Origin of the sequence: Lysinibacillus sp. NPDC093210 (assembly GCF_044753985.1) — a bacterium.
Lineage (GTDB): Bacteria > Bacillota > Bacilli > Bacillales_A > Planococcaceae > Lysinibacillus.
In genome coordinates this window covers 23,515-38,355 of record NZ_JBIVOE010000010.1, presented here as the reverse complement: position 1 = coordinate 38,355, position 14,841 = coordinate 23,515, and the positions used below count along the sequence as shown (strand labels likewise).

Genomic DNA, 14,841 nt, shown 5'->3' with positions numbered 1-14,841 from the left:
TAAATACTTTTATACAATAATTATTTGCAATAAATATAATAATATACCACAAATTGTATAATAGCTTAATTATCCACATTCTAATAATTCGATTTACAATATAATTTATAAAGTTGGTACTTCTTCTTTCAGCATGACATGAGAAACTTCGAAGCAATTCCTTGTTTATAAAGCATCGGACTTAGCCAGTGAGAACAGATTGCTTCCTCAGGAATGTAGTAATCTCTGAATATAAAAAAACCACCAATTAAAACGCTAATGCATTTCAAATGGTGGATAAATAAACTTACGTTGTTTAAATAGTTTCGCTTACATTTCCTCTATTATCTTTTTTAAGCATTAGCATGACAATAAAGGATATACAATATAAACCTGCTAAGTAGAGCATCGCAACTTTCATATCATAACTTTGTAGAATATAGCCGACAAGGATTGGTGAAAAACCACCTATAGCTCGACCAAAGTTAAAAATTGTATTTGTTGCCGTACTTCGAATTTGAACGGGATATAGACTGCCAATCAACGCTCCATATCCGGCAAACATACCATTTGAAAAGAATCCGACAATTGCACCACCTATTAGGACACCAACGCTACCCGTAGCATAAGAGTATGCAAACACAGCACATGCTGAGGCAATAAGGAAGACGCCAAAGGCACGCTTTGCGCCAAAACGATCTAGGAATAGTCCAAAGGTTAACATACCAATAATCATGCCAACGGCTGTACTAATTGTCCAGATGGCAGAGCTTGAAACAGATAAACCTTGGGACTGTTGCAACATTGATGGTAACCAAATCATTAATCCGTTATAACCCGCAATTTGAACAGTTGCCATTATGATTAAAGAGATTGTTGTAATCGCTGTTCGAGGCGTTTCAAACAATTGTACCAGCTTACCCTTTTCATCTTTCTTACTAGCCTTTTTATTTTTCTGAGCAGCGAGCCACTCAGGTGATTCATCTAAATTTTTCCTTACGATAAAGGCAAAGATAACAGGTATTACACCAACAAAGAATAATGCTCTCCATCCTAATGTAGGAAGAATGATGGCACTTAGTAATGCTGCTAAAATAACACCATATTGAGCACCTACACTGACATATGAAGATGCACGCCCTTGTTTATTTTTCGGCCAAGCTTCTGCAACAAGTGCCATACCAATACCATATTCTCCTCCGGCACCTATTCCTGCGATAAATCTAAATAGGTACACTTGTTCAATGCTAGTGGCTAATCCTGTTAAAGCCGTCCCAATTGCAAACAAGATGACGGTATAGGTAAAGACTTTTACCCTTCCATACTTATCTGCTAAAACTCCGAAAACAATTCCTCCTAATAGCATCCCTACATTCGTTATAGAAGAAATAAGTCCTCCAGTTGCTAAATCAATGTTAAATTCTGCAATAATCATTGTCATCGCAAAAGAGATAAACATGATGTCCATGCCTTCTAATGTTAAACCAGCTACCGATGCGACCACGGTTTTTTTTCGATAATCCATTCTACTCTCCTCCAGTATGTTCTAGATGAAATAAATCTCTTTTATTTACGAATGAATGGATGTATCTATATAAATATAACGTTTCCATTCTCCTTTTAAGCCTCACTGGACTTCCTTTAAAAGAGGTACGTTAGTTGTGTAATCACAGCTAAAATGCAAAATAAATGCCCTTCCGTCAGAACAGACAAAAGGGCATGAATAAACAAAGATATTACTAACATAATAGCTTAAAGTATCATATAGCCCTTTTCAGCCTCTCTGGACCGTATTAAAGGTAAATTATTTCAAAAGATATCTTAGCAAAATTATTTATATTTTTATACAAGAAAATTTTGGTAATAAATTAATTAAGCCCGTTCTAGTAATGCTTTCAACTCATAAAATAAATTTCAATAGTTGCTCTCAAAAAAACACTAGTCAAGATATGCGGAGATTGTTTTATCAATACTTCCAACGAATTTTACTTATATATGGAAATTGCTCCACTCAACCAAAAATACTTCATTCATTAATCGGGTAATCGGGCGGTTTACTTGTACTCACGAAGATAAACTCCATATTAAAAGGCAACAAACGCAAGGTTAGTTGTCTTTTTTAAAATTAAATGTTAGGCGTTGGTCAGCTAATTCTAGCGCTTCACAATGTGCGAAGTGTATGCGGCAACACAGGGGTGTTGTTGGGTTTAGTTTTATAGGCTCGACTCCAAATTAGTGGAATCGAGCCAATTTTCTTCATCATATTCGGTTTTTGCTTATTCTATTAAAGTCCCATTTCGTTAGCTCAATAAATTCAACAAAAAATATCTTTATTCATTTTTTAATACAAAAAGAACGAATCCCATTAATAAGAATTCGTTCTTGATAAATAATTATATGAACTCCCACGTTGATTAGCAAACAGAGCCAGGCACTGTTCGGCATTAGTATTAGATAGGAGAATATGTCAGTGTCCTGTCATTTTTATCTTTGGGCTAAAGTCTAAATACGCATTAATGCGCCATTAGGCTTTGGTAAATCGTGATCTGTTATTTGATTCATTTTACAAAAATGTTTAAAAAATCGTTGTGCTAGCTCTTTTTCTGTTGGTTCACTCTTCAACGAAACTATATCAAGTAAAATTTGAGCCATCCATAAATTATCAAAATAACGGTATTTGCCTGTATTCCATGTCATTTTGTCAGGGGATTTTTTATCTGTATAATATTTCCACAAAAGTAGCTGATTCGATTCCTGTTCTGTAAGTTGGAGTCTGTATTTTGAATGGGCAGGAATATTTCCATCTTCACACAGCTTACCGATATAATCTTCATTCACCATATAGACACCTAATATACGTCTGTCTTTTTCAGGCATGCCGGAATCTAATGCTGTTAACAGGACAGCACTATTTTGGTGCATGCGAATAGGTTTGTTTGGCTTCCCTTTGTTATTACCACTTTTTATTGCGCCTGAAAAAACCTTCCACTCTGAAACAGAACTATTTTGTTCTTCTATGTCACACCTAAATACCATTTGTGATTCAGGATGGAGTTTATGATGTTTCATAAGTTTTTCGTGTTCTAATCGAAGTTTCTGGTTTTTTCGTTGTAGTTTTTTTTCTTCTTCCTTCTTCCATTCTTCCTCCTTTCGTTCTATTTCCTTTTTTTGTATTATTTTTTCAATTAAATGAGCATCACTTTTATCATGTAGTTTTAGGTACTTTCCAAATACATCAGGGAAAACAAACATTTTATTTTCCGAGGCAAAATGTATTTCAATAATAGACTCATTATGTTTAACTATACTACCCATGCCAAAACGCTTATGTGTAACTTTTTTATTGATTAGATTCATTATTCTAATCCTCCTTTTGGAATAAAAACGCGGTTACTATTAGATAGTAAATTAATTAGTTAATTCAACAACACATTATCTTAAAAGCTCAAATAACTGTTTTAATTTTTTCCTTTTTACTTAATAAAGGATATAAAAAAAACGTATCCAAATTCTATCTGCAAAAAAGGTCAGTGGAATTCGAAATACGATTTGAAAAAAACAACTATAAGACTATTATAACATTTTTTTAAAAAATCACAAATTTATTATTGACACCAAGTTTTATTATGATGTAAAATTAAAAATTATTCTCTAAATCCTCATGAAATAATTTTCAAATAAGAACCTTATAAAAAGGCTCGAAACCTCTGGAAATCCTCTATAAAAAACTGTTTTCCGTTGATAAGCATAGGATATCCTCATGAAATAAATCAATGATATTCTTCAATTAAGCTCCAAATAAAAAGACCCCAATTTAGCAAAAGTTATTTGCAAAATCAGGATCTGTAAGGAAATTTTTTACTTTTCAAATTATATAGTAAAGCTTATAAATTATCCGAATTGTTAAGGAATTGTATGTGTACCCCATTATTAAGATAACTCCAACCACGCAACCGCTTCACAATGTGTGGAGTGTGGGAACATATCGACTGGTTGGATTTCCTGTGTTTTGTATCCGCCATCTTCTAAAATGCGAAGGTCACGTGCGAGTGTAGCAGGGTTACATGATACATAAACAACCCGTTTTGGACGTTGTTCTAAAATTGTTTGTAAAAGTGCTTCATCGCATCCTTTACGTGGTGGGTCTACAACAAGGACATCTGCTTCTTTACCTTCCTTATACCAGCGTGGAATCACTTCCTCTGCAGGGCCTGCCTCGAAGTACGTATTGGTAAAGCCGTTAAGCTCTGCATTGCGTTTTGCATCTTCTATTGCTTGTGGTACGATTTCGACACCCATAACAGCCTTCGCTTTTTGAGCTAGGAATAAAGAAATTGTACCGATGCCACAATAGGCATCAATGACACGTTCATGACCTTGTAAATCAGCATAGTCTAGCGCTTGCTTGTATAGCACTTCCGTTTGCTGAGGATTTACTTGGTAGAACGAGCGTGCTGAAATTTCAAAGCGCACATCACCGATCGTATCAATGATTACATCATTGCCCCAAAGGTTGATCGTTTCATCACCAAAAATAACGTTTGTTTTATCGCTATTGATGTTTTGCATTATGGATGTAACGTTTGGCAATAGTTTTAATATGCTCGCTACAGCCGCTTCTTTTTGCGGGAATTTTTTCTTTTTCGTAACGAGTACGACCATAATCTCACCTGTTGCACGTGCCGTACGGATAACGACGTGACGCAGCATCCCTTCATGTGAGGCTTCATTATAAGGTTGTATACCGATTACCGTTAATTCTTTTTTTAGTCCTGAAAGAATTGCGTCCGCTTCGCCTGTTTGAATTAAACAGCGGTCCATATCAACAATTGTATGGGATTTCGTTTTGTAGAAACCAGCAATGACTTGTCCCGCGTCATTTGTAGAAAATGGAATTTGAGCTTTATTGCGATATTGCCAAGGCTCCTCCATCCCCTTCACTGGTAAAACTGGTGCGTCAATTTTGCCTAAGCGTTGCATAACATTACGCACCATATTTTCCTTCCACTTTAACTGCCCCTCGTACGATAGGTGCTGCAACTGACAGCCACCGCATTGCTTAAAATAATCGCAAGGTGCATCTACTCGATCAGGTGAAGGTTTAATTATTTCTATCACCTTTGCAAAGCCATAATTTTTTAGCGTTTTTAAAACATGAATTTCTGCTGTTTCATTCGGTAAAGCACCTTGAATAAATAATGGATAGCCATCGACTTTTGCGACGCCATTGCCATCATGTGTTAAATCTTCTATATAAACTGTGAGTTGTTCATTCTTTTTTACGGGTGCTGACATTCGTACATCCTCCATTTCAATCTTCTTATTGTAGCATGTGATAGCGGAGGAAAAAAGAACAAGGCATGAATTTATCACGCTATTCTACTTGAACAACTATGACTCGCAATGTGAACGAGCTCCCGTTTTCCTTAGCGTATCTTCATTTGATAGTTAACCTTAGCACAGACAGTGCTAAAAAAGAGCCGCTAGTCGCGACTCTTTTCATTATTTTTCGTTATATAATCATCTTTTGGTGCCCACCAGAACATAACAATAATCCCGATAACGACAACAATAAAGGGTGCATAAAACATTAAAAACTTTTCCATCGCTATAACCTCCTATGCATGATGGTCTTCTTTCCCTGTCACATAATTTTTGTTGAATAAGAATAATTTCAACAATAAATATAATGAAGGTAGAAGCAGGCATAATCCTAAAACAAATACGATGACTAACGCAATGGCCATTTGTGTGTTTGTAAAGCTATCATAAATCGTCAAATATGGATACAGTAAATATGGATATTGTGCGATACCATAAGCGAAAAATGCTACCGCGAACTGAGCGATTAATAGTCCTACAGCAAGCCCATAATTTTTTCGCATCCATAACAATATGACAGTAATAATAAATAATACTGCGGAAATAGCAAACATCCACCATAAGTTAACCATATGCTGATAGCTTTCAGGGTTAATCGATTTCATTTCATACATAATCCCAAGTGCACTAATCATTAAGGGTGCTGCCCAAACTAATGCATATTTTCGCATTAAGTTTGTGGCCTCTACATCTGTTGCCTTATGTGCATACCATGTTAAAAATACTGCGGATATATAAAGGACAGCTGCTATGCTTAATACGACAATACTCCAAGCAAATGTACTCGTATATAGTGTCCAATAATTTAATACTGGTTGACCTTCCACCATATCTACATAGCCGCCACCTGCAATAGCAAATACTACAGATAATGATGCTGGAATAAGTAAACCTGTTAAGCCATATGTCAGAGAATACCCAATATGTCCACGTGCACCATACGATTCAAATGCATAGTACGAGCCACGAATCGCAAGCAGCACTAATGAAATACTTACCGGTACAAGCAAAATTGTTCCATAGTAAAATGCTGTTTGAGGGAAAAACCCTACAATCCCAACAAAGAAAAACACTAGAAAGACATTCGTTACTTCCCATACAGGCGATAAATATCGTTTAATAATATTCGTTATGATATGGTTTTTCCCAATAAGGAGACTGTAAGCATTGAAAAAACCTGCACCAAAATCAATGGATGCGACCATCACATAACCAAAAAGGAAAATCCACAAGACTGAAATTCCTAATATTTCTAATGTCATATGATGTCACCGCCTTTTTCTATATTCCGATCTTCAATTTCACGCTCAATCGGGTTCTTTTTAAACATGCGAATTAATACAACGGTACTACCGATTCCAAGTACGGCATAAACACCTGAGAATAAAAGCATCATTAAATCCACATGATCGCTCGTTGTTGCTCCCTCTGGTGTTCGCATAATACCGTATAATATCCACGGTTGACGACCAACCTCCGCAAGCCACCAACCTGCTTCAATCGCAATTATGGACAGTGGCGCACCGGCAACAATAATCCATTTATATAACCGTGAATGAATAAATCGCCAACGACGTAGTTTCCCTACTACATAAACTAAGGATACTAATGCCATAAACATGCCGATAAAGACCATGATGTTAAACAGATAGTGAATATAAAGCGGTGGTCGGTCTTCCTCCGCATATTGATCTAAACCTATCACTTCTGCATTTGGATTATTAGCTGCCAGAATACTTAATGCATAAGGTACTTTAATAGCATACTTTACTTCCTCGCCATCCAGCACACCGAATAAAATAAGTGACGCTTTATCTGTTGTTTCAAAATGCCATTCTGCCGCAGCTAATTTTTCTGGTTGGTATTCCGCTAAGTATTTGCCTGAGAAGTCGCCTATTATTGCAGCTGAAATCGATGTAACCAGACCAATCTTCATTAATAAAAATAATGATTTTTTATGGTAAATATGATCAGAGCCTCTAAGCATACGATAGCCTGCAATTGCTGCCAACACAAATGCTGATGTCATGTAGGCTGTTACAAGCACATGCGCTACTTTAGTTGGCATAGCTGGGTTAAACATTGCTAAAAATGGTTGAATATTAACGAGCTGACCGTCCACTATGTCAAAGCCTTGTGGTGCGTTCATAAAGGCATTCACGATTGTTATAAAAACAGCAGACATGGATGCACCTAAAGCAACAGGAATTAGAAGGAGCATATGTTTTTTCTGACTATCGAAACGATCCCAAGTGTATAAGTAGATACCTAAGAAAATGGCTTCAAAGAAGAATGCAAAGGTTTCCATAAAGAGCGGTAATGCTATAGTTTGCCCTGCAAGTTGCATAAAATTCGGCCATAGTAACGATAATTGTAATCCGATAGCTGTACCTGTAACGACCCCTACAGCAACGGTAATAACGAAACCTCGTGCCCAACGTCGTGCCATTAAAATATAATGCTCATCATTCTTTTTATATCCAGTCCATTGCGCAATCATAATCATTAACGGCACGCCGACACCAATCGTTGCATAAATGATATGGAACGATAACGTAAGCTCCGTTAATGCACGACTCCAAAAGACTGCTGATTCATTAATCATCTCAATACCCTCCTAACTACCAAATATTCTTCCCAGTATGGAAAGTAGCATGATAATTGCAACACCAAAGCTTAACCAAATAAGCTTTCTTTCCTGTGACTTATACAAATTGCACCACTTCCTTTCCTTATCCATACCCATATTTTCCACTATTTCAACGCAAAAAACCTTTAAAATGGACCGAAACTTCGGCCTATTATAAAGGTTTCAAATTTTGTTCATTTAATATACGCATATTCGCCAAACATTTTTCTTAATTCGTTCACAACCCCAATTTATGAGGGGATTATAAACAAATAAGTGTAAATTTCCAAAACTTATTTACACTTATCTGCAAATGTTCCATAAGAGTAGTTTAAATTCGATCTTCTTCACGAATATCTTCAATTGGTACAAAAATTTCAATATGGCGCTTCAAATTTTCAAATGTTGCAGGTGCATCTCCACCATATTCGCCATCTAGATTTAAATGCACTTCGTTTTCCGTCGTAACTTTCACAACACTTGCCTTTTTATAAATAACACGATCATCCTTTAAATGTTCGCCTCGCAACGCCATTGCCGCAAGCTGAATAAATTCTGGAAGGCTCACTTTTTTCAATACTAATAATGTAAAGTAACCGTCGTTTATGCTCGCATCTGGCGCAAGCTTTTCAAAGCCTCCAACAGAATTCGTTAAGCCACATAAAAACATCATTGCATCTCCATCAAATACTTCACCATCATATTCAATACGCATATGTGATGCCTTAATAGATGGAATCATTTCAACCGCTTTTAAATAGTAAGCTAACTGCCCTAGCATTGTTTTCATTTTGCTCGGCACTTCGTACGTTAGCTCAGTAATACGCCCCCCAGCAGCGATATTGATGAAATAGCGTTCTCCATTTAACAATCCAACATCAACTGGTAAGGTATCGCCTTTAATAATAATATCAACGGCTTCATCAATATTTCGTGGAATATGGACGGCACGTGCAAAATCATTCGTTGTTCCCATTGGGATTAAGCCAATCTTTGGACGTTTATCAAATTGGCCTACACCAGAAACAACCTCATTTAACGTCCCATCTCCACCAACTGCTATGATAATATCAAATCCACGTTCTACTGCGTTTTTTGCTGCTTCTATAGCATCGCCTTCACAAGTTGTTGCGTGACAGGATGTCTCATAGCCTGCCACCTCTAGTTTCTCCAATACTTCTGGTAAATGCTTTTTAAACGCTTCCCGACCAGATGTAGGATTATAAATGATTCTTGCTCGTTTCATAACATACCTTCCTGCTTCATAAGATTCTAATACTTTCAACGAATAAACCATTGAAATGTTGCACTGATGATTTAATACACAGTTCTACGCCTTGCAAATCAAATTCACCATATGCTTCCAATACGCCAGTATGAGCGCGTATTGTACGTTATACCATCGCTTAAGGAAATTGCTCCTTTATTGCAATGCTGCTGTTACATGTTTTTTGAAATCTTCGTATACATATGTCCAATTTGCTTGATTTGTAATATTATCTTCACGTATTTCAGTGTAAAGTGCTTTTTGTGCTTCTTCAAAAGTTGGGTCTTCTTTGTCCGGTAATGTAGCTCTTTTCTTCACAACAATATCCTGTAACTCAGGCGCACGTGGTCCCCATTTACCTATAACTTGACCTGATTCATTAAGTAAAATATACATTGGAATTGCACGGCCACCGTTTGTTAAGTAACGGTCGATTAAATCTGTATCTGCATCGCGTAAAACAGTACGCATATCTAATCCAGCTACCTCCGCAACACGGCGAATAATTGGATTATTTAACATCGCATCTCCGCACCAATCTTCAGTAATTGTTAGAATTTTAGGTTGCTTGTCTTTTAATAAAGCTACAAAACCATCGTTCATTGGTACTTCAAAGCCATCATAAATACGGAAGCTATCTTCTTTAAGCGTTGTCATGTTATCCATATATTGTTGAATTGAAATGGCTTCTTCAAAATATTGTTGTTCAGTTTTCATATACTTATCCCCTTTTTAAATGAAGTGTTTGTTCTATTCTATATTTTGCTATGAATACTCTTTTTAGACAACTATTTAGTGTTACGATTTGTTAGTATGTACAATCTTTGCATTTAAAAAGCCAAGAAAGTGAATTCACTCTCTTGACTCATTGTAATAACAAAAAATTAGCGTTTTGCAATTTCTTGTTGTAATAATTTGTTGACCATTGGTGGGTTCGCTTGGCCTTTTGTAGCTTTCATAATTTGTCCAACTAAGAAGCCAATTGCACGATCCTTACCGTTTTTGAAGTCTTCGATCGATTGTGCATTGTTATCTAATACTTCTGTTACGATTGCTAATAATGCACCCTCATCCGAAATTTGAACTAATCCTTTTGCCTTCACGATGTCATTAGCTGAACCGCCGTTTTCGACTAACTCAGTAAATACTTTTTTACCGATTTTAGAAGAAATTGTACCGTCCGTAATCAAATTCACCATGCCTGCAAGGTTTTCTGGAGTTAACGCAGTATCTTTAAGATCTTTTTGTTCAGCATTTAAATATGCAGAAACATCACCCATCAACCAGTTTGCAGAAAGTTTTGCATCTGCACCTTCAGCTATCATCGCTTCAAAGAAATCTGAAATTTCTTTAGAAATAACAAGAACGCCTGCATCATAAGGAGTTAATCCTAATTCTTCAACATAACGTTTTTTACGGGCATCTGGAAGTTCAGGAATCTCTGATTTTACGCGTTCTAACCACTCATCGTCGATTGACAGACGCACTAAGTCTGGCTCTGGGAAGTAACGATAATCATCTGTTCCTTCTTTAACACGCATTAAAATAGTTTTACCTGTTTTTTCATCAAAGCGACGCGTTTCTTGATCAATCACGCCACCTGACAGTAATACATCCGCTTGACGTAACTCTTCGTGCTCAATACCACGACGTACGTAGTTAAATGAGTTAAGGTTTTTAAGCTCTGTTTTTGTACCGAATTCTTTTTGGCCATATGGGCGAATCGAAATGTTGGCATCACAGCGCAGTGAACCTTCTTCCATTTTACAGTCTGAAACATCTGTATATTGGATAATTGATTTTAATTTTTCAAGGTAAGCATACGCTTCGTTTGCTGTGCGAAGATCTGGCTCAGAAACGATTTCTACAAGCGGTGTACCTTGACGGTTAAAGTCCACTAATGAATGGTCACCAGCATGAGATAGTTTACCAGCATCTTCTTCCATATGAAGACGAGTAATACCGATACGTTTTGTGTAACCATCTACTTCAATATCAATCCAACCGTTTTTACCAATTGGCTTATCGAATTGTGAAATTTGATATGCTTTCGGATTATCCGGATAGAAGTAGTTTTTACGGTCAAATTTTGTTTCTTGCTCGATTTCCATGTTTAGTGCAAGTGCTGCACGCATCGCGAAATCTACAACATTTTTATTTAAGACAGGAAGGACCCCAGGATAACCTAGGTCGATTACTGTTGTATTTGTATTTGGTTCAGCACCGAAGTGAGCTGGTGCTGGCGAGAAGATTTTTGAGTTTGTTTTTAACTCAACGTGTACTTCTAAACCAATGACTGTTTCAAAGTTCATGTTATTTTCCCTCCCAAATTTGAGGAACTTCTTTATGGAACGCCGTAGCTTGCTCGAACGCATGCGCTACACGGTAAATTGTTGCTTCATCGAAGTATTTACCAATGATTTGCAAGCCTAGTGGTAGACCGTTTTCAAAGCCACATGGAATGGAAATGGCTGGCACGCCCGCTAAGTTCATAGGAATTGTTAAAATATCGTTGGCATACATCGTCATTGGGTCATCAACATTTTCACCAATTTTAAATGCTGGTGTTGGTGCTGTTGGTCCAATGATTACATCAAAGTCTTCGAATACTTTGTCGTAGTCTGCTTTAATAAGTGTACGTGCTTGCTGTGCTTTTTTGTAATAAGCGTCGTAAGTACCAGCGCTAAGTGAATAAGTTCCTAGCATAATACGACGTTTTACTTCATCACCAAAGCCTTGTGCACGTGTTTCTTTGTAAAGGTCCATTAGGTTATTAACGTTTTCTGCGCGGAAACCGTAACGGATACCATCAAAACGAGAAAGGTTTGATGACGCTTCAGAAGAAGAAAGGATATAGTACGCTGCAAGTGCATATTTAGAATGAGGAAGTGATACTTCTTCTACTGTCGCACCTAAGCCTTTTAGTACTTCTAGTGCATCAAGTACTGATTGACGTGCCGCTTCTCCAACACCTTCACCTAAAAATTCCTTTGGTACAGCAATACGTAAACCTTTTACATCGCCAGTCAGTGCTGCTGCGAAGTTTGGTACTTCTACATTTGCTGAAGTTGAATCGTTAGGGTCTAGTCCTGAAATGGCTTCTAGTAAAAGTGCATTGTCTTCAACATTACGTGTAATTGGTCCGATTTGATCTAACGAAGAAGCGAATGCCACAAGTCCAAATCGAGATACACGACCGTATGTAGGTTTCATCCCTACGACACCGCAATATGCTGCTGGTTGACGGATTGAACCACCTGTATCTGAACCAAGTGAGAATGACACTTCTCCTGCTGCTACTGCTGCCGCAGAAGCACCTGAAGAACCACCTGGTACGTGATTTAAGTTCCATGGATTTTTTGTTGTTTTATAGAATGAGTTTTCATTTGAAGAACCCATTGCAAACTCGTCCATGTTCAATTTACCGATTGTAATCATGCCAGCTTCGCGTAGCTTATGAACGACTGTCGCATCGTAAATTGGCATAAATCCTTCAAGGATTTTAGAAGCACAAGTTGTTTCTAAGCCTTCTGTTACGATATTGTCTTTTACCCCAATAGGAAGACCAAAAAGTGGTCCACGTTCTTCAAATGGCACTTTGTCCATTTCAGCTGCTTGTGCAGTTGCTTTTTCTTCGTTTGAAGCAAGGAATGCTTGTACATCGCCGTCAAGCTTTGTTACGCGTTCATATGCTTCTTTTGTTAAGTCAGCGATTGTTAGGTTACCAGCTTTAATCTCAGCTTGTAGCTCCTTTGCTGAACGTTCAAATAACGTCATGAGGAATCCTCCTATTTTTTAGTATTACATGATAGCTGGTACTTTTACTTGACCATCTTCTTGTTCTTTAACGTTTAACATCATTACATCACGGTCTAGACCTTTTGTTGCCACATCTTCACGCATTACGTTTACCAGTGGTAAAACGTGTGTTGTTGGTTCAACATTTGTAGTATCTAACTCGTTTAGCTGCTCTGCAAAGTCAGTAATTTTCCCAAGTTGCTCAGCAAATTTTTCCGCTTCTTCTTCAGTAATTGCAAGACGTGCTAAATTCGCAACGTGCTTAACTTCTTCTTTTGTTAATTTTGCCATTTTTTACACCTCCGAATACGATCCAATTCATTGTTTTTGTTGATAACAATAGGGTTGAATAAAGTTAACCATGCCAATAATCATAACATTTTTCCTATTAAAAATCACAACTTTCACCAAAAATACAGAAACTTTCACTACTATAACAAAGTGTTGTCCCAAGATGTCTTCTTTAGTTGAACGAACACTATCATTGTTAGCTGATTTGGATTTCAGAGAAGCCTTACTAGCCATTACTTACGTATGATGTACATTGTCCAAATTCGATAAACGAACACCTATTGGATTTCAGCGCGATTACGCATAAAAATAGCCAGCACAAGGCTGACTATTTTTTACTCATAAACGTGTACATACGGGTCTTTATCATTCGCTTCTTTCATAATTAAAGCCTCTGGACCATTAATTGAAGTAATGCTCACTTCGACATTTATATTATCAAATTGATTGATTAGGGCGCCCGTTAAATATTGTGTAAAGCCTATAATTTCAGCAGTGCCGAAAAATTGGATTGGAATTTCAATTGTTAGCTTTTGTATTTTTTTATTTTGATAGAAGCCTGTGCCAATAACACTTGTATAGTTGGAAAAATATTTATCAACATCTTGCTTGAAATTCTTAAAGTTGTTACTAACATCTCGATAAGTGTCATGTGTATCATCTGTTGGGAACATCACATATTCTTCGTCAAGAGGTTGCCAATCGCCAATATCATTTTGACCCTCTTTTGCAACACCATAGGTAAAATACGTACCTGGAATAATTTCATTGCGGGCCTGCTGTTTAAACAACCCAACAACTATCGGTACATCTTTTAATTCATCACGTGTACGCATACGGGAAACGATTTCAGCCGCCATTTTTTTGCCTTGCTCAACAAGAGCAGATTCAGGAATAGGCTCCTCGTAATACTCACCATATTTTTCTTTTTGATAATAATAGATAGAATTTAAAGATAGCCCTATTGAAATACCAGCTAATTTCACCTTATTATCATCTGTTTTCTTTAAATAATTTTGCTCAACAATATGAGATAAATAAATAGGTGCTTTTGTTGCACGTTCTTCTGGTGTCATAGCATCTGTTGTTGGAGGATTTAAACCATCCTCCGTTTGTGAACTACGTGCTAGCCAAGAGGTTACAGTGCTTTCAGCTAAATATTGGCCTTCTTGGAAGTAATAATTTTCAGTGTCAAACTCATTTTGAGAAAGACGCATTAATCCTGTTTCTACTTCCTTCATATCATACTTCGTGTAAATATTCGAAACGACTAACCCACGGCTTGCACTTTCTTTATATGGTATTAGTGTTTTATAGAAAGATTCATCAATCTGTAGACTTGGAATAATCGTTGTTTCCGCTTTTTCCTGTTGCGTTTCCTGTGTAAGCTCTGTCTCCTTCTTGTTCGAAGGCACACAGCCGACTAGCATTGCAGCAGCTACAATTGCTGGAATGAGTCGAAATGACTTCATTATTTTAGTACCCCTTTACTAAT

Annotated in this window: 12 protein-coding genes; all 12 read right to left on the bottom strand. The window is 37.0% G+C overall.

The features are described 5' to 3' along the window. Positions 1 to 295: 295 nt before the first annotated feature. The 12 genes from ACIP9C_RS19825 to ACIP9C_RS19770 all read right to left on the bottom strand — a co-directional run bounded on the left by ACIP9C_RS19825 (position 296) and on the right by ACIP9C_RS19770 (position 14,818). Positions 296 to 1,504: an MFS transporter gene (locus tag ACIP9C_RS19825; RefSeq protein WP_401013539.1), complete on the bottom strand. Its 1,209-nt coding sequence runs from the start codon at positions 1,502 to 1,504 to the stop codon at positions 296 to 298. A 977-nt stretch (positions 1,505 to 2,481) separates the two neighbouring features. Beyond that, complete coding sequence (locus ACIP9C_RS19820) at positions 2,482 to 3,336, bottom strand: malate synthase (RefSeq protein WP_401013536.1); 855 nt, start codon at positions 3,334 to 3,336, stop codon at positions 2,482 to 2,484. Positions 3,337 to 3,909: 573 nt separating this feature from the next. Further along, a complete protein-coding gene (gene rlmD / locus ACIP9C_RS19815) occupies positions 3,910 to 5,274 on the bottom strand; it encodes a 23S rRNA (uracil(1939)-C(5))-methyltransferase RlmD (protein WP_401013533.1) in 1,365 nt (454 codons plus the stop codon). Positions 5,275 to 5,462: 188 nt separating this feature from the next. Then, the gene (gene cydS, locus ACIP9C_RS19810) at positions 5,463 to 5,585 is read right to left on the bottom strand and encodes a cytochrome bd oxidase small subunit CydS family protein (RefSeq protein ID WP_401013531.1); all 123 of its coding nucleotides are present in this window, start codon (positions 5,583 to 5,585) and stop codon (positions 5,463 to 5,465) included. 12 nt (positions 5,586 to 5,597) lie between these two features. Continuing rightward, the gene (locus tag ACIP9C_RS19805; protein ID WP_401013529.1) at positions 5,598 to 6,623 is read right to left on the bottom strand and encodes a cytochrome d ubiquinol oxidase subunit II; all 1,026 of its coding nucleotides are present in this window, start codon (positions 6,621 to 6,623) and stop codon (positions 5,598 to 5,600) included. After that, positions 6,620 to 7,966 carry a cytochrome ubiquinol oxidase subunit I gene (locus ACIP9C_RS19800; RefSeq protein ID WP_401013527.1) on the bottom strand — a complete coding sequence of 449 codons (1,347 nt, stop codon included), beginning with the start codon at positions 7,964 to 7,966 and terminating at the stop codon, positions 6,620 to 6,622. The genes ACIP9C_RS19805 and ACIP9C_RS19800 overlap by 4 nt, the downstream gene beginning before the upstream one ends. 355 nt (positions 7,967 to 8,321) lie before the next feature. Further along, positions 8,322 to 9,236 carry a diacylglycerol kinase gene (locus tag ACIP9C_RS19795; RefSeq protein WP_401013524.1) on the bottom strand — a complete coding sequence of 305 codons (915 nt, stop codon included), beginning with the start codon at positions 9,234 to 9,236 and terminating at the stop codon, positions 8,322 to 8,324. A 177-nt stretch (positions 9,237 to 9,413) separates the two neighbouring features. Beyond that, positions 9,414 to 9,974, bottom strand: coding sequence for a thioredoxin family protein (locus tag ACIP9C_RS19790; protein ID WP_401013521.1), 561 nt, complete (start codon positions 9,972 to 9,974; stop codon positions 9,414 to 9,416). A gap of 167 nt (positions 9,975 to 10,141) precedes the next feature. Beyond that, positions 10,142 to 11,569 carry an Asp-tRNA(Asn)/Glu-tRNA(Gln) amidotransferase subunit GatB gene (gatB, locus tag ACIP9C_RS19785; RefSeq protein WP_401013518.1) on the bottom strand — a complete coding sequence of 476 codons (1,428 nt, stop codon included), beginning with the start codon at positions 11,567 to 11,569 and terminating at the stop codon, positions 10,142 to 10,144. 1 nt (position 11,570) lies between these two features. After that, positions 11,571 to 13,034 (bottom strand): Asp-tRNA(Asn)/Glu-tRNA(Gln) amidotransferase subunit GatA, encoded by a 1,464-nt coding sequence (gene gatA, locus ACIP9C_RS19780; RefSeq protein WP_401013515.1) that lies wholly within the window; start codon positions 13,032 to 13,034, stop codon positions 11,571 to 11,573. Positions 13,035 to 13,058: 24 nt separating this feature from the next. Further along, a complete protein-coding gene (gatC, locus tag ACIP9C_RS19775) occupies positions 13,059 to 13,346 on the bottom strand; it encodes an Asp-tRNA(Asn)/Glu-tRNA(Gln) amidotransferase subunit GatC (protein ID WP_024364473.1) in 288 nt (95 codons plus the stop codon). 335 nt (positions 13,347 to 13,681) lie between these two features. Next, entirely contained in the window at positions 13,682 to 14,818 is a 1,137-nt protein-coding gene (locus tag ACIP9C_RS19770; protein ID WP_401013512.1) for a CamS family sex pheromone protein, read from the bottom strand. Between the last annotated feature and the right edge of the window lie 23 nt (positions 14,819 to 14,841).

Coding starts and splice junctions, on each gene's coding strand:
- ACIP9C_RS19825 (WP_401013539.1), bottom strand. CDS start 1,504: ATGGATTATCGAAAAAAAACCGTGGTCGCATCGGTAGCTGGTTTAACA.
- ACIP9C_RS19820 (WP_401013536.1), bottom strand. CDS start 3,336: ATGAATCTAATCAATAAAAAAGTTACACATAAGCGTTTTGGCATGGGT.
- rlmD (WP_401013533.1), bottom strand. CDS start 5,274: ATGTCAGCACCCGTAAAAAAGAATGAACAACTCACAGTTTATATAGAA.
- cydS (WP_401013531.1), bottom strand. CDS start 5,585: ATGGAAAAGTTTTTAATGTTTTATGCACCCTTTATTGTTGTCGTTATC.
- ACIP9C_RS19805 (WP_401013529.1), bottom strand. CDS start 6,623: ATGACATTAGAAATATTAGGAATTTCAGTCTTGTGGATTTTCCTTTTT.
- ACIP9C_RS19800 (WP_401013527.1), bottom strand. CDS start 7,966: ATGATTAATGAATCAGCAGTCTTTTGGAGTCGTGCATTAACGGAGCTT.
- ACIP9C_RS19795 (WP_401013524.1), bottom strand. CDS start 9,236: ATGAAACGAGCAAGAATCATTTATAATCCTACATCTGGTCGGGAAGCG.
- ACIP9C_RS19790 (WP_401013521.1), bottom strand. CDS start 9,974: ATGAAAACTGAACAACAATATTTTGAAGAAGCCATTTCAATTCAACAA.
- gatB (WP_401013518.1), bottom strand. CDS start 11,569: ATGAACTTTGAAACAGTCATTGGTTTAGAAGTACACGTTGAGTTAAAA.
- gatA (WP_401013515.1), bottom strand. CDS start 13,034: ATGACGTTATTTGAACGTTCAGCAAAGGAGCTACAAGCTGAGATTAAA.
- gatC (WP_024364473.1), bottom strand. CDS start 13,346: ATGGCAAAATTAACAAAAGAAGAAGTTAAGCACGTTGCGAATTTAGCA.
- ACIP9C_RS19770 (WP_401013512.1), bottom strand. CDS start 14,818: ATGAAGTCATTTCGACTCATTCCAGCAATTGTAGCTGCTGCAATGCTA.